Origin of the sequence: Streptomyces sp. SCUT-3 (assembly GCF_014083985.1) — a bacterium.
Taxonomy (GTDB): domain Bacteria; phylum Actinomycetota; class Actinomycetes; order Streptomycetales; family Streptomycetaceae; genus Streptomyces_H; species Streptomyces_H thermolineatus.
Genome location: NZ_CP046907.1, coordinates 5245057 through 5264937, shown reverse-complemented (window position 1 = coordinate 5264937; position 19881 = coordinate 5245057). Strand labels below are relative to the sequence as shown.

Below are 19881 nucleotides of genomic sequence, written 5' to 3'. Positions count from 1 at the left end.
TGCTGGGAACGCACAGCATGGCACCAAGTCCGGCCGCCTGTGCAGTGCATGGGACCGCCGGTCCGGCGGCGGTGACGCACCCGCGCCGTGATCGTCGGTTCCTGCTACCGTCTGCCCGCGTGACGGTCCACCACGCAGCAGGAGTCGGGTACCAGCGGGCAGCGGACGTGTACGAGCGTTCGCGGCCTTCCTATCCCATCGCGGCGCTGGCGGAGTTGGCGGACGGCCTGGGGCTGGTGCCGGGGGCCAGGGTGGCCGACCTGGGCGCGGGCACGGGGAAGTTCACCAGGCTGCTGGCGCTGACCGGCGCCCGGGTGGTGGCGGTGGAGCCGGTGGAGCGGATGCGGGCCCGGCTGTCGGAGTTCCTGCCGCGGGTCGCGGTCACCGCCGGCACGGCCGAGGACACGGGACTGCCCGACGGCTCCGCCGACGCCGTGGTGGCCGCGCAGTCGTGGCACTGGTTCCGCGAGGAGCAGGCGCTCGCCGAGGTGGAGCGGATACTGCGGCCGGGCGGGGGGCTGGGCCTGGTGTGGAACACCTGGGACACCTCGGTGCCGTGGGTGCGCGCCTACCAGGAGGTCTTCTTCCGCCTGGCGCCCCGGGACCTGCCCAGCCCGCTGGACGACCGCTGGCGGCGGGCCGTCGAGGGCCGTCCGGGCTGGTCGGCGATGCAGGAGCGGCACCTGCCCAACCCCCACTCCACCACCCGGCGGGACGTGGTGGAGCGGATGATGTCCTCCAGCCACATCGCGGTGCTGGACGAGGAGCGGCGGGCGCGGGTGCGGGCGGAGGTCGAGGCGGTGCTGGACGGCGATCCGCAGACCAGGGGCCGCGACCGGCTGGAGATGCCCTGCACCACCGACGTCTACTGGCTGCGGCGGCTGGGCTGAGGCCGGCCCCGGCCCGGGGCAGCGGGCACGGCCCCGGCCGCCGCCGGCGGTGAGCCGGCGGCGGCCGGGAGCTGGTTGCTCGGGAGCTGGTTGATCAGAAGGCGGGGACGACGGAGCCGTCGTACTTGTCCTCGATGAACTTCCGGACCTCCTCGGAGGTCAGGAGCTTCGCCAGCTTCTTCACCCGCGGGTCGTCCTCGTTGCCCTTGTTGACCACCAGCAGGTTGGTGTACGGGTTGTTCTCGGCCTTCTCCAGCACCAGGGCGTCCTTGGCCGGGTTCAGGTCGGCGGAGATCGCGTAGTTGCCGTTGATCACCGCGGCGTCGAGGTCGGCCAGGGAGCGGGGCAGCTGGGCGGCCTCGAGCTCCTTGAACTCCAGCTTCTTCGGGTTCTTCGCGATGTCCTTGGGGGTGGCGTTCTCCCCCGCGCCGTCCTTGAGCTCGATCAGGCCGTTGGCGTCCAGGAGCTTGAGGGCGCGGGCCTCGTTGGAGCCGTCGTTGGGGATGCCGACGGTCGCGCCGGCCTTGAGGTCGCCGGTCGACCGGATGCTGTCGGAGTACAGGCCGAGCGGCTCGAGGTGGACCTCGGCGACCGGGGTCAGCTTCGTGCCGTTCTCCTTGTTGAACTCCTCCAGGTACGGGGCGGTCTGGAAGTAGTTGGCGTCGACCGAGCCCTCGTCGGTGGCGGTGTTGGGGGCGACGTAGTCCTGGAACTCCTTCACCTCCAGTTCCAGTCCGGCGTCCTTCGCCAGGTTGTCCCTGATGTAGGTGAGGACCTCGGCGTGCGGGACGGGGGTGGCGGCGACGACGAGCGGGCCGTCGGCCGCGTCGGAGGAACCGGAGCCGGAGCCGGCGCCGCAGGCGGTCAGTCCGAGGGCGAGGGCCCCCGTGACGGCGGCGACGGCAGCGGTCTTGATGGTGTTACGCACGAAAAGTGCCTTTCTCCATGGGTGGAAGGGTCCCGGGACCCGGTCGGGCCGGGAGGTTCAGGAGGCTTTCGCGGGCTCGGCCTCGGCGCGCGCCGGGGCGCGCAGCAGGCGCAGCCGCGGGGCGGCGGACTCGGAGCGGCCGCGGTGGGACAGGCTGCGGGCGGCCAGGTCCCCGGCGAGCTGGATCAGGGTGACCAGCACGATCAGGACGGCGACGGTGACGAGCATCAGGCCGGTCTCGAAGCGCTGGTAGCCGTAGCGGATCGCCAGGTCGCCCAGTCCCCCGGCACCGATCGCGCCGGCCATCGCGGAGTAGCCGACCAGGGTGACGACGGTGGTGGTCAGCCCGGAGACGACCGAGGGCAGGGACTCGGGCAGCAGTGCCTTGCGGACGACGGTCCAGGTGCTGCCGCCCATCGCCTGGACGGCCTCGACCAGGCCGTGGTCGACCTCGCGCACGGCGGTCTCCACCAGCCGGGCGAAGAAGGGGACGGCTCCGACGGCGAGCGGCACGACGGCGGCCTCGGCGCCGATGGTGGTGCCCACCACCAGCCGGGTGAAGGGGATCAGGGCGACCATCAGGATCAGGAACGGCAGCGACCGGCCCACGTTGACGACGGCGCCGACGACCTTGTTGACGAACGCGTTGCGCAGCAGCCCGCCGCGGTCGGTCAGGACCAGCAGGATGCCCAGCGGCAGCCCGCCGGCCACCGAGACCAGCGTGGCGAGGCCGACCATGTAGAGGGTGTCCCACACCGCCTGTGTGAGCAGCGGCTGCATCTCGGCCCAGGTCACTTGGAGTTCTCCTCGGGGGTTGCGGCCTGCGCGGCGCCGGCCGGCGCCACCTCCACCTGCAGTCCTTGCTCGCGCAGGAATCCGACGGGCACGACGTTCTCCTCGAAGGTGCCGGGCAGTTCGACGCGCATCCGGCCGACGCGGCGGCCGCCGACGGTCTCCACCGCGGCGCCCAGGATCGAGACGTCGATGTTGTAGGTGCGGGCGAGCTGCGAGATCACCGGCTGCCCGGTGCTGTCGTCGTGGAAGGTCACGTCGATCACGGTGCCGCCCGGTCCGCTCGGCACGCCGCCGACCGGGAACAGTTCGCGGGCCAGTTCCCCGCCGGGCGCGGCCAGCAGTTCGGGGACGGTTCCCGACTCCACGATCCGGCCGCCCTTCATCAGCGCGGCGGAGTCGCAGATCTGCTTGACGACCTCCATCTCGTGCGTGATGAGCAGCACGGTCAGCCCGAGTTGGCGGTTGAGGTCGCGCAGCAGTTGCAGGACCGACCGGGTGGTCTCGGGGTCGAGGGCGGAGGTCGCCTCGTCGGACAGCAGGACCTTGGGGTCCCCGGCCAGGGCGCGGGCGATGCCGACGCGCTGCTTCTGGCCGCCGGACAGCTGGGCGGGGTACGCCCGGGCGCGGTCGGCGAGCCCGACCAGGTCCAGCAGGTCCAGCGCCTTGCGGCTGCGTGCGGCGCCGGAGAGGCCGAGGATCTCCAGCGGCAGCTCGACATTGTCCTGGACGGTGCGGCTGGAGAGCAGGTTGAAGTGCTGGAAGACCATGCCGATCCGGCTGCGGGCGGCGCGCAGTTCCGCGCCGGCCCGCCGGGAGCCGCCGGCCAGGGCGGTGAGGTCCTGGCCGGCCACCGTCACGGTGCCGGAGGTGGGGCGCTCGAGGAGGTTGACGCACCGGATGAGGGTGCTCTTGCCGGCGCCGCTGCGGCCGACGACGCCGTACACCTCCCCCTCGCGCACGTGCAGGTCGACGCCGTCGAGGGCGACGACCTCGCGTCCGCGCGAGCGGTAGACCTTCTTCAGGCCGGTCGTGGTGATCACTTCGGATGTCCGTCACTGTCGAGTGCGCGGCCGTGTTCGGCCGCGGCACGGGGTTCTCGGTCGGAACACGGCACGGCGGTGCCCGGGGCGGGGCGGGGTGCCGCTTTCGGTCAGCGGTGGCTGCCGGGCGGCTGCGGGTCGTGCGCGAGGCGGCAGCGGCACAGGAACGGGGCTGCGGGCATGCTGGTCATGGGGATGTCCGTGGTGCGCGGGTCCGGCGCGGGAGGCGCGCGACGGGGGACGGCACGTCCGCCGTGGACCGGTGGAGGGGTCTCGCTTCGGGGCGCGAGGTACGGGCAGGGGCCCTCAGCAGTCGCACATTCGACACACGCGGCACATGCGGCACGTCCGGAGCGCACCGAGCGGCTTCGCTGCGGCTGCGTGGGCGTGGTGCGTCGTGGTCATGGGCCCAGTAAAACAGACAGGCGTTCGCCCGCCCAAACTGCGGTGCGATCCGTCCGCCATGCGGACGATCATGCTCGGAACCGCCCTCCCGCGGCCCCTCCCGCGGCTCTGCCGGGGCCCCTCCCGCAGCCCCGTCCGGGGCCGCGCCGGGGCGCGCGAGAGCGGGCCGGGGCGCCGTAATAGAGTCGCCGCATGCCCGTGCTCCCCTTCCCGCCGCGGACCTCGCGGAGGCCGTCGTGATCGACGCGTTGACCCTCGCGATCTCCGTCGCGGCACTGCTGCTGGCCGCCTGGTGCGGCGCGGACGCGCTGCGCGACCGGCCCACCAAGGACGCCAACTTCGTCGGCATGGCCGTCGTCACCCTGCTCGTCCTGGCCCAACTGGTCGTCGCCGTGGTCGAGCTGGCCGGCGGCGAGCGGCCGCAGGACGGCACCGTGATCTTCGTCGCCTACCTGCTGGGTGCGGCGGCCGCCGTCCCGGCGACCGGCTTCATGTCGCTGGCCGAGCGGACCCGCTGGGGCTCGGCGACGGTCGCCGCGGGCGCCGTGGTCCTGGCCGTGCTGGAGGTACGGCTGTACGACATCTGGGGAGGCGCAGGTGCCTGACGCACGGCCCGACCGGGACGGGCCCCGACGGCAGGAGCAGCAGGGGGAGCCGGAGCAGCGCGAGGGTCTGGGCACCGGGCCGGGCCGCCTGCTGGTCGCCCTGTACGCGGTCTTCACCGTCGGCGCGGGCTCCCGCTCGATCTACCAGCTGGCCACCCGGTTCGACGAGGCCCCGCTGGCGTACACCCTCTCCGCGGTCGCGGCCGTCGTCTACGCCGTGATCCTGGTCGCGCTGGTGCGCGGCGGGAGGACCTCCCGGCGGATCGCCACCGCGGGCTGCGCCCTGGAGCTGGCCGGCGTGCTGATCGTGGGCACGCTGACGCTCGTGGACCCGGAGGCGTTCCCCGACTCGACCGTGTGGTCCGACTACGGCATGGGGTACCTGTTCATCCCGCTCGTCCTTCCGGTGGCCGGACTGCTGTGGCTGCGCCGGGCCCCCCGGGACGGAACGGACGGCGCGGCACGCCCCGCCGGATGACCCCCGCGGGCTTCCCCGACGGCCGCTCCCGCCTCCCGGCGGGGGCGGCCGTCGCGGTTCCGGGACCCGGGCGGCCGTCGCGGTTCCGCGGCCCGGACGGCCGCGGGGCCCCGCAGTCCGGAAGGCCCGGGCGGGCACGTCGCTCCGCCCTGCCGGAGCACGCCGCGCTGCCCTGCCCGGGGCGGCCCCGCTACGCGCCCGCGGCCGCGAGCGGTTCCGCCCGCACGGCCTTCTCCAGCGTCACCAGGCGCAGGCGTCCGCCGGCCTCCTCGGTGCCCACCGTCTCGTAGCCGAGGCCGCGGCACAGCCGCAGGGTGTGCTCGCTGCGGTGCCCGGCCGCCAGCCGGTAGCGCCGGGCGCCGACGGCGGCCAGCCGCTCCTCGATCGCGGTCACCAGCCGGCCGCCGAGGCCGTGGCGCTGCATCCGCGGGTGCACGACCAGGCCGTGGATGCGTGCCGTGCCCGCGTCGTCCACCGCGGCCCGCACCGAGCCGACGACCTCCTCGCCCAGGCGGGCCACGAGGACCTGCCCGGCCGCCAGCTCGCCGCGCAGTTCGCCCAGGGTCTGGACGAGCGGCGGCAGGCCGTAGTCGCCGTAGAGCTCGGCCTCGCTCTGGTGGCACAGGTACTGGAGCTGGAAGATCCTCTCGGCGTCGTCCGCGGTCGCCGCGGAGATGCTCACACTCATGCCCATGCGCGCAGGCCTCCTCCTGGTCGGCCCGGGCGCGGCGGATGAGGGTGGTGCGCCCGGGGCACATGCCCTGGACCGGAGGCGGACGGGCCGCTTCCGGTCACGCCGATGGTCGCACGGACGTTCGGGCCACGCGGTGGCGGCCCCCGCCCGCGGCCGGCACCGGCCGGCCCCGACCGGGCCGACGGCGTCCGCCACCGGTCGTTCACCCCCCGGACTACCCCGGCGCGCCGGTGGTCCAACCCCGCGCGGCGAGCAGCCGCCGGGCGCATTCCAGACATCGGGAGCGAACAGGCCCGATGCTGCCCTGTGAGATTCCCAACTCCTCCGCGATCTCGCGGTAGGTGAGCCCGGGCCGGTCCAGCAGGGCGGTGATCAGCAGGGGGCAGCGGCCCGGCAGGAGGGGCACCACCGCGCGCAGGTGGCCGTGGAGGACGGCGTCCAGCGCCTGGTCCTCCACGGAGGGGGCGGGCCCGTCCGTCCCGGTGGCCGGCGGGAGCGGGGACGGGCGCGGGCGGCGACGGCGGTTCACGACCGCCCCAACCCGCCGGGGGAGCCGGCGGTTGCCCCCCGCGCCCGGTTTTCCCCCGAAGGGGACCGTCGCCGGGAGCGGCGGGGCGGCGCCGGACCGTGCCGGGCGGCCGGGCGACCCCGGGCAGGACCGGTCCGGCCCCGGGCGGACGAGCCGCCCCGGGCGGGCGGCCCCGGGGCCGGAAGGCGGCGCCCCGGGGCCGTCACCGCCGCCGCGGGCCGGTCACCGGCCCAGGAAGGCGTCGCGGGCCAGGACCGCGGTGTCGGGGTTGTCGGAGAAGAGCCCGTCGACGCCGGCCTCGAAGTAGGCCTCCAGCAGCGCGAACGCGTCGCCGTAGGCCGACGGGTCGGTGCCCCTGCGCAGGGAGGCCGGCAGGAAGGCGTTCTCGTTGCGATGGGTGTAGGGGTGGACCACCAGGCCGGCGGCGTGGGCGTCGCGCACGAGGGCGGTCGGCGCGCCGATCCTGCCCCCGGTGGTGGGCACGACGAGGGAGGCCGTGGGGCCGATGCCGTCGGCGAATCCCGCGATCCACTCCAGGCCCTCGGGGGTGATCAGGTCGGCGACGGTGCGCGGGTCGCCCGCCTCGACGAAGTCCCACGGGCGGGTGTTCGCGCCGGAGAGCAGGACGACGGTCGGGGTGTCGACCAGCTCGTTCATCCGCTGCATGCTGCCGGGCTCGAAGGACTGCAGGAAGACCGGGGAGTTCGCGCGGTGCCGGCCGTAGCGGCGCAGCAGCTTCGCCAGCGGCTCCTCCAGGCCGAGGCCGAGCTTGCGGAAGTAGGTGGGGTGCTTGGTCTCGACGTGCAGCCACACCGCCTTCCCCCGCCTGCGGCCCTCCGCCTCGGCCCACTGGAGGACCTCCTCGAAGGTGGGGACCTCCCAGCGGCCGTTGTAGAGGGTGTTGCGCTGCCGGACGTCGGGGATGCGCTCGACGGCCCGCAGGGTCTTGAGCTCGGCGAGGGTGAAGTCCTCGGTGAACCAGCCGGTCAGCTCGGTGCCGTCGACGGTCCTGGTGGTCCTGCGGGAGGCGAACTCGGGGTGGTCGGCGACGTCCGTGGTGCCGGTGATGTCGTTCTCGTGACGGCACACCAGGTGCCCGTCCTTGGTGGGGACGAGGTCCTGCTCGATGATGTCGGCGCCCATGTCGAGGCCGAGCCGGTAGGCGCCCAGGGTGTGTTCGGGCCGGTAGCCGCTGGCCCCCCGGTGGGCGACCACGGCGGGCACCGGCAGCCGGCTGCCGCCGCGTCCCGCGCCCCGCTCCGTACCGGCGGCGGCCCCTGCCGCCGGTACGGCCGCGGCCGTACCGGCGCCGGCCGCGACCAGGCCCGCCGCGCCGAGCGCGGCCCCCGCCAGCAGCGTCCTGCGGCCCGGTCCGGTGCCGCCGTCCCGCCCGTGCTGCTTCCCCTGCGTCATCCGCGCTCCTCGTCGGTGCCGTCGCGCCGGACCCGTTGCCCGGCGGCTGCCGAAGACCCGCAGATCGTAGGGCCGTTGGTGTGGCGCGCGGGAGAGCGCGTGCGGAACGGACGGCGAACGGGAGCCGACGCGCGCCCGCGCCCGGCGGGCCCGGCACGCGGGACGGCGGGAGAAGTGAGTATCGTCCCACCTGCACGGGTGTACAGACGAAGCGATGGAGGGGCCGTGTTCCGGAGGCTGCTGAAGGCGATTCTCGTACCTTTGATGCACGTGCTGTTCCGGCCGCGCATCGAGGGGGCGGAGCGGATCCCCGCCACCGGTCCGGTGATCCTCGCCGGCAACCACCTGACCTTCATCGACTCGATGTTCCTGTCCCTGGCCGTCAAGCGGCAGGTGTACTTCATCGGCAAGGACGAGTACGTCACGGGCAAGGGGGTCAAGGGCAGGCTGATGGCGCTGTTCTTCACCTCGGTGGGCATGATCCCGGTCGACCGCGACGGAGGCCGCGGCGGTGTCGCCGCCCTGCAGACCGGGCGCCGGATCCTGGAGGAGGGCAGGGTCTTCGGCATCTACCCCGAGGGCACCCGCTCCCCCGACGGGCGCCTGTACCGGGGCCGCACCGGCGTGGCCCGGCTGGCGCTGATGACCGGGGCCCCGGTCGTGCCGTGCGCGATGATCGGCACCGACCGGATCCAGCCGGGCGGGGCCGGGATCCCCCGGCTGCACCGCTTCACCGTGCGCTTCGGGGAGCCCCTGGACTTCTCCCGCTACGAGGGCATGGACCGCGACCGCTACGTCCTGCGGGCGGTGACCGACGAGGTCATGACCGAGGTGATGCGGCTCGGCGGCCAGGAGTACGTGGACATCTACGCCACGAAGGCCAAGGCGAAGGCGGCCTGAGCCGGGCACGACGACGGCGAGGGGCCGGGGTCCGATCACGGACCCCGGCCCCTCGCCGTCGCGCGGGCCTCGGCGGTCAGCGCCCGGCAGTGGCCCAGGCGAACTGGACGGCGAGGTCGGCGCGGACCTCGGCGAGCTGCTCGGCGACCCGCACCGGGGCGGTGCCGCCGCGGCCGTCGCGGGAGGCCAGCGCGCCGCGGACGTTGAGCACCCCGCGCACCTCGGGGGTCAGGTGCTCGGAGATGGCGGCGAACTGCTCGTCCGTCAGCTCGTCGAGCTCGATGCCCTGCGCCTCGCAGACCTTGACGCACTCGCCGGCGACCTCGTGCGCCACCCGGAACGGCACGCCCTGCTTGACCAGCCACTCGGCGATGTCGGTGGCCAGGGAGAAGCCGGCCGGGGCCAGTTCCTCCATCCGCTCGCGGTTGACGGTGAGCGTGGCGACCATGCCGGTGAAGGCGGGCAGCAGCACCTCGAGGGTGTCGCAGGAGTCGAAGACCGGCTCCTTGTCCTCCTGCAGGTCGCGGTTGTAGGCGAGCGGGAGGGCCTTGAGGGTGGCGAGCAGGCCGGTGAGGTTGCCGATGAGCCGGCCGGACTTGCCGCGGGCCAGCTCGGCGATGTCCGGGTTCTTCTTCTGCGGCATGATCGACGACCCGGTGGAGAAGGCGTCGTGGAGGGTGACGAAGGAGAACTCCTTCGTGTTCCAGATGATGATCTCCTCGGCGATCCGGGAGAGGTCGATGCCGATCATCGCGGTGACGAACGCGAACTCGGCGACGAAGTCCCGCGAGGCGGTGCCGTCGATGGAGTTGGCCACCGAGCCGCGCTCGAAGCCGAGGTCGGCGGCGACGGCCTGCGGGTCCAGGCCGAGGGAGGACCCGGCCAGCGCGCCGGAGCCGTACGGGGAGACGGCGGTGCGCTCGTCCCACTGGCGCAGCCGCTCCGCGTCGCGCCCCAGTGCCTGGACGTGCGCGAGGACGTGGTGGGCGAAGAGCACCGGCTGGGCGTGCTGGAGGTGGGTGCGGCCGGGCATGGCCACGTCCGCGTTGGCCTCGGCGAGCCCGACCAGCGCCTGCTGGAGCTCGGCGAGCAGCCCGCCGATGGTGCGGGCGTGGTCGCGCAGGTACATCCGGAACAGGGTGGCGACCTGGTCGTTGCGGGAGCGGCCGGCGCGCAGCTTGCCGCCCAGGTCCGGGCCGAGGCGCTCCAGCAGGCCGCGCTCGAGGGCGGTGTGCACGTCCTCGTCGGCGACGGTGCCGGTGAAGGAGCCGTCCGCGACGTCGGCCTCCAGCCGGTCGAGTCCGTCGAGCATCCGGGACAGCTCGTCGGCGGTCAGCAGGCCGGCCTTGTGCAGGACGCGGGCGTGGGCGCGGGACCCGGCGATGTCGTAGGGGGCGAGCCGCCAGTCGAAGTGCACCGAGGCGGACAGTTTGGCCAGCGCCTCGGCGGGTCCGTCGGCGAACCGGCCGCCCCACAGGCGGACGTCGCCGCCGGGGTCGCCGCTGCCGGTCTGGGGGGTCTGCGTGCCGTCGGTCACCGGTGCTCCTGGAACGAGATGTGCGGGCGGTTCGGGTGGTGCGGGTGAGTGGTGCAAAGGGGGTGGTGCAAAGGATGGCGCAAGGGAGGGCGCAAAGCGTGGTGCGGCGGGGCGGGGCGGGGGCCGCGCCAGACGGCCCCCGCCCCCCTCAGCGGGACTTCTCGGCCAGGCCGAGGAGGTGGTCGGCCAGTGCCTGGCCGCCTGCCGGGTCCCGGCTGATCAGCAGCACGGTGTCGTCCCCGGCGATGGTGCCCAGGATGTCGTGGGTCTCCGCCTGGTCGATCGCCGAGGCGAGGAACTGGGCGGCACCGGGCGGGGTGCGCAGGACGACCAGGTTGGCCGAGGCCTCCGCGGAGATCAGCAGCTCGCCCGCGAGGCGGGCCATCCGCTCCTCCTTGACCGACTCGCCCAGCGGTGCCTGCGGGGTGCGGAAGCCGCCCTCGGAGGGCACCGCGTAGATCAGCTCGCCGTCGGTGCTGCGGATCTTCACCGCGCCCAGCTCGTCGAGGTCCCGCGAGAGCGTCGCCTGGGTGACGCTCAGCCCGTCCTCGGCCAGGAGCCTGGCGAGCTGGCTCTGCGAGCGGATCGGCTGCCGCCCCAGGATGTCCACGATCCGGCGGTGCCGGGCAGTGCGCGTCTGCGGGACGTTCGGCCCGCCGTTGCCGCCGTTGCCGCCGTTGCCCGTGCCGCTCCCGTTGACCGCGCCGTTCCCGTCGGGGCCGCCGGTGCCGTTGCCCTGTGCCGCGGTCATCGTCGGTCGGCCTCCTCGCCGTCCCCGGCCGCCGCGTCCAGGACCGCGGGCAGGGCCGCGAGGAACGCGTCGACCTCCTCGTCCCCGAGGATCAGGGGCGGGGCGAGGCGCACCGTGCCGGGGACCGCGGCGTTCACCAGGAAGCCCGCGTCCTGGGCCGCCTGCTGCACCCGGGGGGCCAGGGGCCGGGTGAGCACGACGCCCAGCAGCAGCCCGGCTCCGCGGACGTGGTCGACCAGCGGGTGGCCGAGGGCCTCGATGCCCTGCCGCAGCCGCTCCCCGGTGCGCTTGACGTGCTCCAGCAGTCCGTCGGCGGCGATGGTGTCGAGGACGGCCAGTGCCGCGGCGCACACCACCGGGTTGCCGCCGAAGGTGGATCCGTGCTGGCCGGGGGTGAGCAGCCCGGCCGCCTCGCCGAAGGCGACGGTGGCGCCGACGGGCAGTCCGCCGCCGAGCCCCTTGGCGAGGGTGACGACGTCGGGTTCGATGCCGAGCGCCTGGTGGGCGAACCAGTGGCCGGTGCGGCCGACGCCGGTCTGGATCTCGTCCAGCACCAGCAGGGTGCCGGTGGCCCGGGTGATCTCCCGGGCCGCCTCCAGGTAGCCCTCGGGCGCCGGGACCACGCCGTTCTCGCCCTGGATCGGTTCCAGGAAGACCGCGGCGGTGTCGGTGGTGACGGCCGCGCGCAGCGCCTCGGTGTCGCCGAAGGGCACGTGGGTGACGTCGCCGGGCAGGGGCCGGAACGGGTCCTGCTTGGCGGGCTGCCCGGTCAGGGCCAGCGCGCCCATGGTACGGCCGTGGAAGCCGCCCTCGGTGGCGACCATGTGGACGCGGCCGGTGCGCCGGCCGATCTTGAACGCGGCCTCGACCGCCTCGGCGCCGGAGTTGGAGAAGTAGACCCGCCCGTCGCGGCCGAACAGCTGGAGCAGCCGCTCCGCCAGCGCCACCGGCGGCTCGGCGACGAAGAGGTTGGACACGTGCCCGATGCGGCCGATCTGCCCGGTCACGGCCGCGACGACCGCCGGGTGGGCGGTGCCCAGGGCGTTGACCGCGATGCCGCCGATGAAGTCGGTGTACCGATTGCCGTCGGCGTCCCAGTAGTGGACGCCCTCGCCGCGCACCAGGGGCAGGCGGGGGGTGCCGTAGTTGTCCATCAGCGCGCCCCGCCAGCGGCCGAGCACGGCGTCGTTGGCGGAGGCGGAGGCGGCCGTCGTGGGCGCGGCCTGCGCGTCGTGGGTCATGCGTCGACTCCCCCGTCCGGGTCCGGGACGACCTGGGTCCCGATGCCCTCGTCGGTGAACACTTCCAGCAGCAGCGCGTGGGGCACCCGCCCGTCGAGGACGTGCGCCTTGCCCACCCCCGCCTTGACCGCGTTGAGGCAGCCCTCCATCTTGGGCACCATCCCGGTGGCCAGCTCCGGCAGCAGCTTCTCCAGCTCGCCGACGGTCAGCTGGCTGATCACCTCGTCGCTGTTCGGCCAGTCGGCGTACAGGCCCTCGACGTCGGTGAGGACGACGAGCTTCTCGGCCTGCAGGGCTGCGGCCAGGGTGGCGGCGGCGGTGTCGGCGTTGACGTTGTAGACGTGGCCGTCGGCGCCGCGGGCGATGCTGGAGACGACCGGGATGCGGCCGTCGTCGAGCAGCGCCTGGACGGCCCCGGTGTCGACCTCGACGATGTCGCCGACCAGGCCGATGTCCACCTGCTCGCCGTCGACCTCGGCGTAGCGCTTGACCGCGGTCATGGTGTGGGCGTCCTCGCCGGTCATGCCGACGGCGAACGGCCCGTGCTCGTTGAGCAGCCCGACCAGTTCGCGCTGGACCTGGCCGGAGAGCACCATGCGGACCACGTCCATGGTCTCGGGGGTGGTCACCCGCAGGCCCGCGGTGAAGCTGGACTCCAGGCCGAGCTTCTCCAGGTGGGCGCTGATCTGCGGCCCCCCGCCGTGCACCACGACCGGCTTGAGGCCGGCGTAGCGCAGGAAGACGACGTCCTGGGCGAAAGCGCGCTTGAGTTCGTCGTCGACCATGGCGTTGCCGCCGAACTTGATGACGACGCACCTGCCGTGGAAGCGCTCGAGCCAGGGCAGGGCCTCGATGAGGGTGCGGGCCTTGGGCAGGGCGGTGTGGTTGCGCGCAGTGGCCTGCGCCGGTTTGTCGCTCATGAGGAGTATGCGCTGTTCTCGTGGACGTAGTCGGCGGTCAGGTCGTTGGTCCAGATCTCGGCGGACGCGTCGCCGGCCGCGAGGTCGGCGGTGATGCGCACCTCGCGGTAGCGCATGTCGACCAGGTCGCGGTCCTCGCCGACCGAGCCGTTCCGGCACACCCACACGCCGTTGATCGCGACGTCGATCTCGTCGGGGTCGAAGGCGGCGGAGGTGGTGCCGATGGCGGAGAGCACCCGGCCCCAGTTGGGGTCCTCGCCGTGCACGGCGCACTTGAGGAGGTTGTTGCGGGCGATGGTGCGGCCGACCTCGACCGCCTCGTCCTCGGTGGCAGCGTTGACCACCTCGATGCGGATGTCCTTGGACGCGCCCTCGGCGTCGCCGATCAGCTGCCGGGCCAGGTCGGCGCAGACCGCGCGCACGGCCTCGGCGAACTCCTCGTGGCCGGGCGTGACGCCGGAGGCCCCGGAGGCGAGCAGCAGCACGGTGTCGTTGGTGGACATGCAGCCGTCGGAGTCGACCCGGTCGAAGGTGGTGCGGGTGGCCGCGCGCAGCGCCTTGTCCAGGTCGGCGGAGTCCAGGTCGGCGTCGGTGGTGAGGACCACGAGCATGGTGGCCAGGCCGGGGGCGAGCATGCCGGCGCCCTTGGCCATGCCGCCGACCGTCCAGCCCTCGCCGCCGGCGACGGCGGTCTTGTGGACGGTGTCGGTGGTCATGATGGCCATGGCGGCCTTCTCGCCGCCGTGCTCGGACAGCTGCGCGACGGCCTTGTCGACGCCGGGCAGCAGCCTGTCCATCGGCAGGCGCAGGCCGATCAGGCCGGTGGAGCACACCGCGACCTCGCCGGCGCTGTGGCCGCCGGTGGCGTCGCGGCCCGCCGCGTTGAGGGACTCGGCGACCTTCTCCGCGGTGGCGTGGGTGTCCTGGAAGCCCTGCGGCCCGGTGCAGGCGTTGGCGCCGCCGGAGTTGAGGACGACCGCGGAGACCTGCCCGCCCTTGAGGACCTGCTGGGACCACAGCACGGGCGCGGCCTTGACGCGGTTGGAGGTGAAGACTCCCGCGGCGGCGAGCCGGGGCCCCTCGTTGACGACGAGGGCGAGGTCCGCCCCGCCGGACTCCTTGATGCCGGCGGCGACGCCGGAGGCGGTGAACCCCTTGGCGGCGGTGACGCTCACGGTGCGACTCCGATCGTGGAAAGTCCCAGCTCCTCGGGGAGTCCGAGGGCGATGTTCATGCTCTGCACCGCGCCGCCGGCGGTGCCCTTGGCGAGGTTGTCGATCGCGCTGATCGCGACGACGCGCCCGGCGGCCTCGTCGAGCGCGACCTGCAGCAGCGCGCAGTTGGAGCCGTACACCGCGGCGGTGGCCGGCCACTGCCCCTCCGGGAGGAGGTGGACGAAGGGCTCCGCCTCCAGCGCCCGCTCGTAGGCGGTGCGCACCTGCTCCGCGGTGGTGCCGGGCCTGGCCTTCGCGCTGCAGGTGGCGAGGATCCCGCGCGGCATGGGCGCCAGGGTCGGGGTGAAGGAGACGGTGACCGGCTCGCCCGCCGCGGCCGAGAGGTTCTGCGCGATCTCGGGGGTGTGGCGGTGGACGCCGCCCACGCCGTAGGGGCTCATCGACCCCATGACCTCCGAGCCGAGCAGGTGCGGCTTGGCCGCCTTGCCCGCGCCCGAGGTGCCGGAGGCGGCGACCACGACCGCCTCGGGTTCGACGATCCCCGCCGCGTAGGCGGGGAAGAGGGCGAGGGAGACGGCCGTGGGGTAGCAGCCGGGGACGGCGATGCGCTTCGTCCCCTTGAGCGCGTCCCGGGCGCCGGGCAGCTCCGGCAGGCCGTAGGGCCAGGTGCCGGCGTGCGCGGAGCCGTAGAACCTCTCCCAGGCGGCCGCGTCCTCCAGCCGGAAGTCGGCGCCGCAGTCGACCACGAGGACCTCGTCGCCGAGCTGCTCGGCGACGGCCGCGGACTGCCCGTGCGGCAGGGCCAGGAAGACGACGTCGTGGCCGGAGAGCACCTCGACGGAGGTCGACTCCAGGAGGCGGTCGGCGAGCGGGAGCAGGTGCGGCTGCAGTTCGCCGAGGCGTCGGCCCGCGTTGGAGCCGCCGGTGAGTGCCCCGATCTCCACCTGCGGGTGACCCAGCAGCAGGCGCAGTACCTCGCCTCCCGCGTACCCGCTCGCTCCTGCCACGGCTGCGCGTAGTGCCATCGCTCCTCCTCGTCGACAGCATGACTATACGGTGGAGTGCAGTTCTATGCAATACGTTTCGGGTCGGACCCGTCACCCGGTGAGACCACTCCCTCACCCGTCCCGCGAGCGTGCCGGTCCGCCCCGGCCCGGCACGCGGGACGGCGGCCACCGGAACACCCGGCCGGCCAGGGGCGCCGCCTGGTAGCGTGCGACCTTCGCCGGTCACCCGGACGGAGCCCCCCGGCAGGCCGCCCATGCCCAGCCCCCGGCAGCAGCTCCTGGCAGCACTCGACGCCATGGACCGCGCCTTCGCCTCCGAAGAGCCCTCCCCCGTCACGGGGTGCACGCACTGCTACGACCGGCAGGACCTCACCGCACTCTCCGGGCCGGTGCACCTGGTCCCCGACGGCCTGGTGTCCTCCGTCGCCGCGAGGACGCCAGGCCACTGGGACGACTTCCCGCGCCTCTACCGCCGCCTCGCCCCGCGCATCGTCCGCCCCGTCGTCACCGGCCGGCTCCACGTCGACGAGGACCTCATCGCCTCCCGTCTGGTCCAGGCGGGCTGGACCACCTGGGACGCGCCCCTGGCCGACGCGCTCCGCGACGTCTGGTCCGCCTGGTGGCGGGCCACCCTGCACACCTGCCCGAGCCCCGTCCCCGTCAGGAGAACCCTCGGCTTCGTCACCGTCGCCACCGACAGCCTGCGTCCCTGGCTGGACGCGTGGACCGCCACCCGCGCCCCGGCCGCCGACGCACACCTCGCGGATCTCGTCGACGACGTGATGTACGAGTTCGAGATCACCGACCTGCGCATGGGCTTCTACGACGAGTACCACGCCACCGCGGAACTGCTGGACTGGCTCCTCACCGACGTGCGCGACCGCGTCGACGACGCACGCCTCGACAGCCCGCACCTCCTCGAACTCCACCGGGCGGCCGACCGGCACCCCGCCGACGGGACACACCCTGTCGGCCGGTTGCGGGCGAACCCGCCGACAGGCCATCCGCTCTCATGACAGGCCGGACAAATGACCCCGTGCCTACAATGGCCGCGCGACCGCTTCGAGTCCCCTCCCGGCAGGAGGCACACCATGCACGCATCCGTCGGTGACACCCTGGTGATGCACGGCAGGACGGTCGGACAGCACGACCGCACCTGCGAGGTCGTCGAAGTGCTCGGCGAGCACGGCGACCCGCCGTTCCGGGTCCGCTTCGAGGACGGCCACGAGGCACTCCTCTCCCCCGGCCCCGACTCGGTGGTGCAGCACCACCCGCGGCAGGGCCCCGGAAACCTTCAAGGCATGTGAGGCACAACGCGCGGATGCCCCGGCGGGCCCGTCCCGCCGGGGCACCACCCCGTCCGCCCAGTCCGCCCCTGCCTGCCGGGCGCCTCCGCCCGGCGCCCCGACCTGCCCGGCGCCTCCGCGGGGCGCCCCACCGGGGCCCTGCCGACCGGGGCCGGCCGCGCAGCGGTCAGCGGGGAGGCCGCACGCGCCGGCCGTAGTGGTCGGCCACCACCCGGCTCACCGCCCCCAGCGGGTCCGCCACCATCTCCTTCGCCGAGAACCAGACGTTGCCGCGGACCTGCGGGTACTCGCGGCACAGGTCGAGGTGGCGGGAGAGCTCGTCCGGGTCCTGCCAGGCCGCCGGCTGCTTCGGGTCGCCGACCTTGTAGACGGCCTCGCCGACGTACAGCCGCACCCCGGTGCCCTCGACCTGCCGGGCCCACCACGGCACCAGCTTCGCGTAGTCGGCCGCGGCGAACCCGATGTTCCAGTAGACCTGCGGGACGATGTAGTCGATCCACTCCTCCCGCACCCACCGGCGGGTGTCGGCGTACAGGTCGTCGTAGGTCTGCACCCCGGCCCGGGTGTCCGAGCCCTCCGGGTCGGTCGCCCTGTTGCGCCACACCCCGAAGGGGCTGACGCCGAACCGGGCCCGCGGCCTGACCGCGCGCACCCGCTCGGCCATCTCCCGCACCAGCAGGTCGGTGTTGTGGCGGCGCCAGGAGGCCCGGTCCGCGAAGTCCCCTCCGTACCGCTCGTACTCGGCGTCGTCGTCGAAGACCTGGCCGGCCACCGGGTACGGGTAGAAGTAGTCGTCCCAGTGGACGCCGTCGACCTCGTAGCGCGCGACCGCGTCCGCCATGGCGTCCTGCACGAAGGCGCGCACCCGCGGATTGCCCGGGTTGTAGTACAACTTCCCGCCGTAGGGGACCACCCAGTCCGGGTTGCGGCGGGCCGGGTGGTCCGCCGTCAGCCGGGCCGGGTCGGTGTGCAGGGCGATCCGGTAGGGGTTGAACCAGGCGTGCAGCTCCAGGCCCCGCGCGTGCGCCTGCTCCACCGCGAACCCCAGCGGGTCCCAGCCCGGGTCGCGGCCCTGGGTGCCGGTCAGGTACTCGCTCCACGGCTCGAACGGGGAGGGCCACAGCGCGTCCGCGGTCGGCCGCACCTGCAGGACAACCGTGTTCAGCCTGCGCCGCACCGCGGTGTCCAGCAGCGCGGTCAGCTCCTCCTGCTGCTGCCGCGCCCCGAGCCCCCTGGCCGAGGGCCAGTCCCGGTTGGTCACCGTGGCGATCCACATGCCGCGCATCTGCGGGGCCGCCCGGTGGGACGCACCCCCGGCGGGCGCGGACGGGGCCGGGACCGCGCCGGCGGCCACGGCGCCCGTGCCCGGCGCGGCCCCCGCGGCGGCGGACGCCCGCCCCTGCGCCGCGGCGGCCCCGCCCAAGGGGCCGGCGGCGGCCAGGGCCCCGACGACAGCCGCCCCGAAGAGCCGCCGCGTCGGGCGGGAGGCGGCCGGCGGGCCGGGGTCGGTCGTCGGGCGGGGGTCGGTCGTCGGGCGGGGGTCGGTCGTCGGGCGGGGGTGGGCCACAGGGCGGGGATCGGTGGGGTCGTGCGGAACTCCGGCGCGCATGCGGGTCCCCCTCCTGCCGGCGGTCCGGCGGACGTCTTTGCGGTTTCCGGAACCGCTCATGGTGGCGGCCGCGCACGGCACCGACAAGAGCGCACGCCGCCCGCGGCCCGCGCGCCCCCCGAACGCGCACGGGAGGGGCAGCGGGAAGGGGAGTAAGTCCGAAACGCACCGAGGTGCCGCCGAAGCCCCGCATCGGGGTAACGTCGGGGCGTGCGCGGACCCGGAACCATACGGCCGTCCGCCGTCGATTCGTACCAGCGAAAGGCATGGCGTTGAGCGACATCCGTTGCGTCGGTGTAGTGGGCTGCGGCCTCATGGGCTCGGGGATCGCGGAGGTCTTCGCCCGCTCGGGACTCGACGTGCGGGTGGCCGAGACCACCGGTGACGCCCTGGAGATAGGCCGCACCCGGCTGCTCGGCTCCCTGGACAAGGCCGCCGAACGCGGCAAGATCACCCCCGAGGAGCGGGACGCGGCCCTGGAGCGGCTGTCCTTCACCACCGACCTGGGCGAGTTCGCCGACCGCGACCTCGTGATCGAGGCCGTCGTGGAGAACGAGCAGGTCAAGACGGAGATCTTCCAGGTCCTCGACCAGGTGGTCACGCGCCCGGACGCCATCCTGGCCTCCAACACCTCCTCGATCCCGCTGGTGAAGCTGGCCGTTTCCACCTCCCGGCCCCAGCAGGTGCTCGGCATCCACTTCTTCAACCCGGCGCCGGTGCAGCGCCTCGTCGAGCTGGTCCCCTCGCTGACCACCTCCGAGGAGACCCTGGCCCGCGCCGAGGCGCTGGTCACCGGCCCCCTGGGCAAGCACGCGATCCAGGCGCAGGACCGCTCCGGCTTCGTCGTCAACGCCCTGCTGGTCCCGTACCTGCTGTCCGCGATCCGGATGATGGAGTCGGGCGTCGCCAGCCGCGAGGACATCGACAACGGCATGGAGATGGGCTGCGCCCACCCGATGGGCCCGCTCAAGCTGTCCGACCTGATCGGCCTGGACACCATCGCCGCCATCGCCGACTCGATGTACCACGAGTACAAGGAGCCGCTGTACGCCGCTCCCCCGCTGCTGCAGCGCATGGTGGAGGCAGGCCGCCTCGGCCGCAAGACCGGCGCTGGCTTCTACACGTACGCCTGACGGGCCGACCGTGGGCCCCGGGCCGGAACTCCGGCCCGGAGCCCACGGCGTTTCCCGTCCGCGCCGGTGAGGGGTTAGCACTCCAGCTGTAGATCGTGATCTCCATCGTGGTTTGGGTGGCGTCGGCTTGATCAGTCACCTGTCAGCTACGGTGCAGGCCATGGACGGCCGCGTGTACGTGCCCTGGTTCTCAGTCGGGGAAGCTGACGAGGACGCATTCGAGACGCTGGACGGCGCATGGCGCAGGTTCGTGTCCGTACTACGCGAGCGAGCCGTCACCTGGCCGTGCGACCCTGACGACACCCTCATCCTCCGCCCCGAGGAAACAGGATTCGCGCATCTGCTGGCCCTGCTCTATGCGGTGACGCCGGGAACCAATGTCATTTCCCATGTCTTCGGTGCGTTCTTCGACGGGCAGGGCGTGCTCGGCACCGAACTCCACGACCAGATGTACATTCCCCTTCAGGGGTCTGTGGTGGGGACAGTCCACGTGGCCGGTTCACCCGGTCGATGCGCGGAACTGA

The 19881-nt window shown here is 73.9% G+C and carries 19 protein-coding genes and 1 pseudogene; 7 read left to right on the top strand and 13 right to left on the bottom strand.

Features of this window, described 5'->3' with window-relative positions; all coding sequences use genetic code 11:
- The first annotated feature begins 119 nt into the window (after positions 1-119).
- Positions 120-890 carry a class I SAM-dependent methyltransferase gene (locus GQS52_RS23190; RefSeq protein ID WP_182315268.1) on the top strand — a complete coding sequence of 257 codons (771 nt, stop codon included), beginning with the start codon at positions 120-122 and terminating at the stop codon, positions 888-890.
- A 94-nt stretch (positions 891-984) separates the two neighbouring features.
- On the opposite strand, the gene GQS52_RS23185 is transcribed toward GQS52_RS23190, so the two are convergent.
- From GQS52_RS23185 to GQS52_RS23175, 3 genes are read right to left on the bottom strand one after another with little or no spacing between them, the layout of a single operon-like run.
- Entirely contained in the window at positions 985-1818 is an 834-nt protein-coding gene (locus GQS52_RS23185; protein ID WP_182315267.1) for a MetQ/NlpA family ABC transporter substrate-binding protein, read from the bottom strand.
- 57 nt (positions 1819-1875) lie between these two features.
- On the bottom strand, positions 1876-2613 hold the full coding sequence (locus tag GQS52_RS23180; protein ID WP_182315266.1) for a methionine ABC transporter permease: 738 nt from the start codon (positions 2611-2613) through the stop codon (positions 1876-1878).
- The gene (locus GQS52_RS23175; RefSeq protein WP_182315265.1) at positions 2610-3653 is read right to left on the bottom strand and encodes an ATP-binding cassette domain-containing protein; all 1044 of its coding nucleotides are present in this window, start codon (positions 3651-3653) and stop codon (positions 2610-2612) included. The genes GQS52_RS23180 and GQS52_RS23175 overlap by 4 nt, the downstream gene beginning before the upstream one ends.
- Before the next feature lie 641 nt (positions 3654-4294).
- On the opposite strand from GQS52_RS23175, the gene GQS52_RS23170 reads away from it, so the two are divergent.
- On the top strand, positions 4295-4663 hold the full coding sequence (locus tag GQS52_RS23170; RefSeq protein ID WP_182315264.1) for a hypothetical protein: 369 nt from the start codon (positions 4295-4297) through the stop codon (positions 4661-4663).
- Positions 4664-4730: 67 nt separating this feature from the next.
- A complete protein-coding gene (locus tag GQS52_RS23165; RefSeq protein ID WP_259371184.1) occupies positions 4731-5141 on the top strand; it encodes a hypothetical protein in 411 nt (136 codons plus the stop codon).
- Positions 5142-5331: 190 nt separating this feature from the next.
- Here GQS52_RS23165 and GQS52_RS23160 read toward each other — a convergent pair whose 3' ends face one another.
- From GQS52_RS23160 to GQS52_RS23150, 3 genes and pseudogenes are all read right to left on the bottom strand, one after another.
- Complete coding sequence (locus tag GQS52_RS23160) at positions 5332-5835, bottom strand: GNAT family N-acetyltransferase (RefSeq protein ID WP_182315262.1); 504 nt, start codon at positions 5833-5835, stop codon at positions 5332-5334.
- A gap of 214 nt (positions 5836-6049) precedes the next feature.
- A pseudogene (locus GQS52_RS23155) lies at positions 6050-6253 on the bottom strand (winged helix-turn-helix transcriptional regulator); the annotation flags it as partial.
- A 333-nt stretch (positions 6254-6586) separates the two neighbouring features.
- On the bottom strand, positions 6587-7777 hold the full coding sequence (locus GQS52_RS23150; RefSeq protein WP_182315260.1) for a glycerophosphodiester phosphodiesterase: 1191 nt from the start codon (positions 7775-7777) through the stop codon (positions 6587-6589).
- 264 nt (positions 7778-8041) lie between these two features.
- Here GQS52_RS23150 and GQS52_RS23145 point away from each other — a divergent pair, with 264 nt between their 5' ends.
- The gene (locus GQS52_RS23145; protein ID WP_182315258.1) at positions 8042-8677 is read left to right on the top strand and encodes a lysophospholipid acyltransferase family protein; all 636 of its coding nucleotides are present in this window, start codon (positions 8042-8044) and stop codon (positions 8675-8677) included.
- Positions 8678-8753: 76 nt separating this feature from the next.
- On the opposite strand, the gene argH is transcribed toward GQS52_RS23145, so the two are convergent.
- The 6 genes from argH to argC form a co-directional block, all read right to left on the bottom strand.
- Positions 8754-10214: an argininosuccinate lyase gene (gene argH / locus GQS52_RS23140; RefSeq protein WP_182315256.1), complete on the bottom strand. Its 1461-nt coding sequence runs from the start codon at positions 10212-10214 to the stop codon at positions 8754-8756.
- 148 nt (positions 10215-10362) lie between these two features.
- Positions 10363-10965 (bottom strand): arginine repressor, encoded by a 603-nt coding sequence (locus GQS52_RS23135; protein ID WP_259370931.1) that lies wholly within the window; start codon positions 10963-10965, stop codon positions 10363-10365.
- The gene (locus GQS52_RS23130) at positions 10962-12206 is read right to left on the bottom strand and encodes an acetylornithine transaminase (RefSeq protein WP_182315254.1); all 1245 of its coding nucleotides are present in this window, start codon (positions 12204-12206) and stop codon (positions 10962-10964) included. The genes GQS52_RS23135 and GQS52_RS23130 overlap by 4 nt, the downstream gene beginning before the upstream one ends.
- A complete protein-coding gene (gene argB, locus GQS52_RS23125; RefSeq protein ID WP_182315253.1) occupies positions 12203-13126 on the bottom strand; it encodes an acetylglutamate kinase in 924 nt (307 codons plus the stop codon). Before argB ends, GQS52_RS23130 begins: the two co-directional genes overlap by 4 nt.
- Positions 13123-14301: a bifunctional glutamate N-acetyltransferase/amino-acid acetyltransferase ArgJ gene (gene argJ, locus GQS52_RS23120; RefSeq protein WP_182315252.1), complete on the bottom strand. Its 1179-nt coding sequence runs from the start codon at positions 14299-14301 to the stop codon at positions 13123-13125. Before argJ ends, argB begins: the two co-directional genes overlap by 4 nt.
- The gene (gene argC, locus GQS52_RS23115) at positions 14298-15326 is read right to left on the bottom strand and encodes an N-acetyl-gamma-glutamyl-phosphate reductase (protein ID WP_182315250.1); all 1029 of its coding nucleotides are present in this window, start codon (positions 15324-15326) and stop codon (positions 14298-14300) included. Before argC ends, argJ begins: the two co-directional genes overlap by 4 nt.
- Positions 15327-15562: 236 nt before the next feature.
- On the opposite strand from argC, the gene GQS52_RS23110 reads away from it, so the two are divergent.
- Both GQS52_RS23110 and GQS52_RS23105 read left to right on the top strand, forming a co-directional pair.
- Positions 15563-16324, top strand: a complete 762-nt coding sequence (locus tag GQS52_RS23110; RefSeq protein WP_259370930.1) for a hypothetical protein — start codon at positions 15563-15565, stop codon at positions 16322-16324.
- A 75-nt stretch (positions 16325-16399) separates the two neighbouring features.
- Positions 16400-16615, top strand: coding sequence for a DUF1918 domain-containing protein (locus tag GQS52_RS23105; RefSeq protein WP_182315249.1), 216 nt, complete (start codon positions 16400-16402; stop codon positions 16613-16615).
- Between the two features lie 166 nt (positions 16616-16781).
- On the opposite strand, the gene GQS52_RS23100 is transcribed toward GQS52_RS23105, so the two are convergent.
- Positions 16782-18224 carry a family 10 glycosylhydrolase gene (locus GQS52_RS23100; protein WP_182315247.1) on the bottom strand — a complete coding sequence of 481 codons (1443 nt, stop codon included), beginning with the start codon at positions 18222-18224 and terminating at the stop codon, positions 16782-16784.
- A gap of 272 nt (positions 18225-18496) precedes the next feature.
- On the opposite strand from GQS52_RS23100, the gene GQS52_RS23095 reads away from it, so the two are divergent.
- Positions 18497-19357 carry a 3-hydroxybutyryl-CoA dehydrogenase gene (locus tag GQS52_RS23095; protein ID WP_182315246.1) on the top strand — a complete coding sequence of 287 codons (861 nt, stop codon included), beginning with the start codon at positions 18497-18499 and terminating at the stop codon, positions 19355-19357.
- The last annotated feature ends 524 nt before the right edge of the window (positions 19358-19881 follow it).

Coding starts and splice junctions, on each gene's coding strand:
- GQS52_RS23160 (WP_182315262.1), bottom strand. CDS start 5,835: ATGGGCATGAGTGTGAGCATCTCCGCGGCGACCGCGGACGACGCCGAG.
- GQS52_RS23150 (WP_182315260.1), bottom strand. CDS start 7,777: ATGACGCAGGGGAAGCAGCACGGGCGGGACGGCGGCACCGGACCGGGC.
- GQS52_RS23145 (WP_182315258.1), top strand. CDS start 8,042: ATGCACGTGCTGTTCCGGCCGCGCATCGAGGGGGCGGAGCGGATCCCC.
- GQS52_RS23135 (WP_259370931.1), bottom strand. CDS start 10,965: ATGACCGCGGCACAGGGCAACGGCACCGGCGGCCCCGACGGGAACGGC.
- GQS52_RS23130 (WP_182315254.1), bottom strand. CDS start 12,206: ATGACCCACGACGCGCAGGCCGCGCCCACGACGGCCGCCTCCGCCTCC.
- argB (WP_182315253.1), bottom strand. CDS start 13,126: ATGAGCGACAAACCGGCGCAGGCCACTGCGCGCAACCACACCGCCCTG.
- argC (WP_182315250.1), bottom strand. CDS start 15,326: ATGGCACTACGCGCAGCCGTGGCAGGAGCGAGCGGGTACGCGGGAGGC.
- GQS52_RS23110 (WP_259370930.1), top strand. CDS start 15,563: ATGCCCAGCCCCCGGCAGCAGCTCCTGGCAGCACTCGACGCCATGGAC.
- GQS52_RS23105 (WP_182315249.1), top strand. CDS start 16,400: ATGCACGCATCCGTCGGTGACACCCTGGTGATGCACGGCAGGACGGTC.
- GQS52_RS23100 (WP_182315247.1), bottom strand. CDS start 18,224: ATGCGCGCCGGAGTTCCGCACGACCCCACCGATCCCCGCCCTGTGGCC.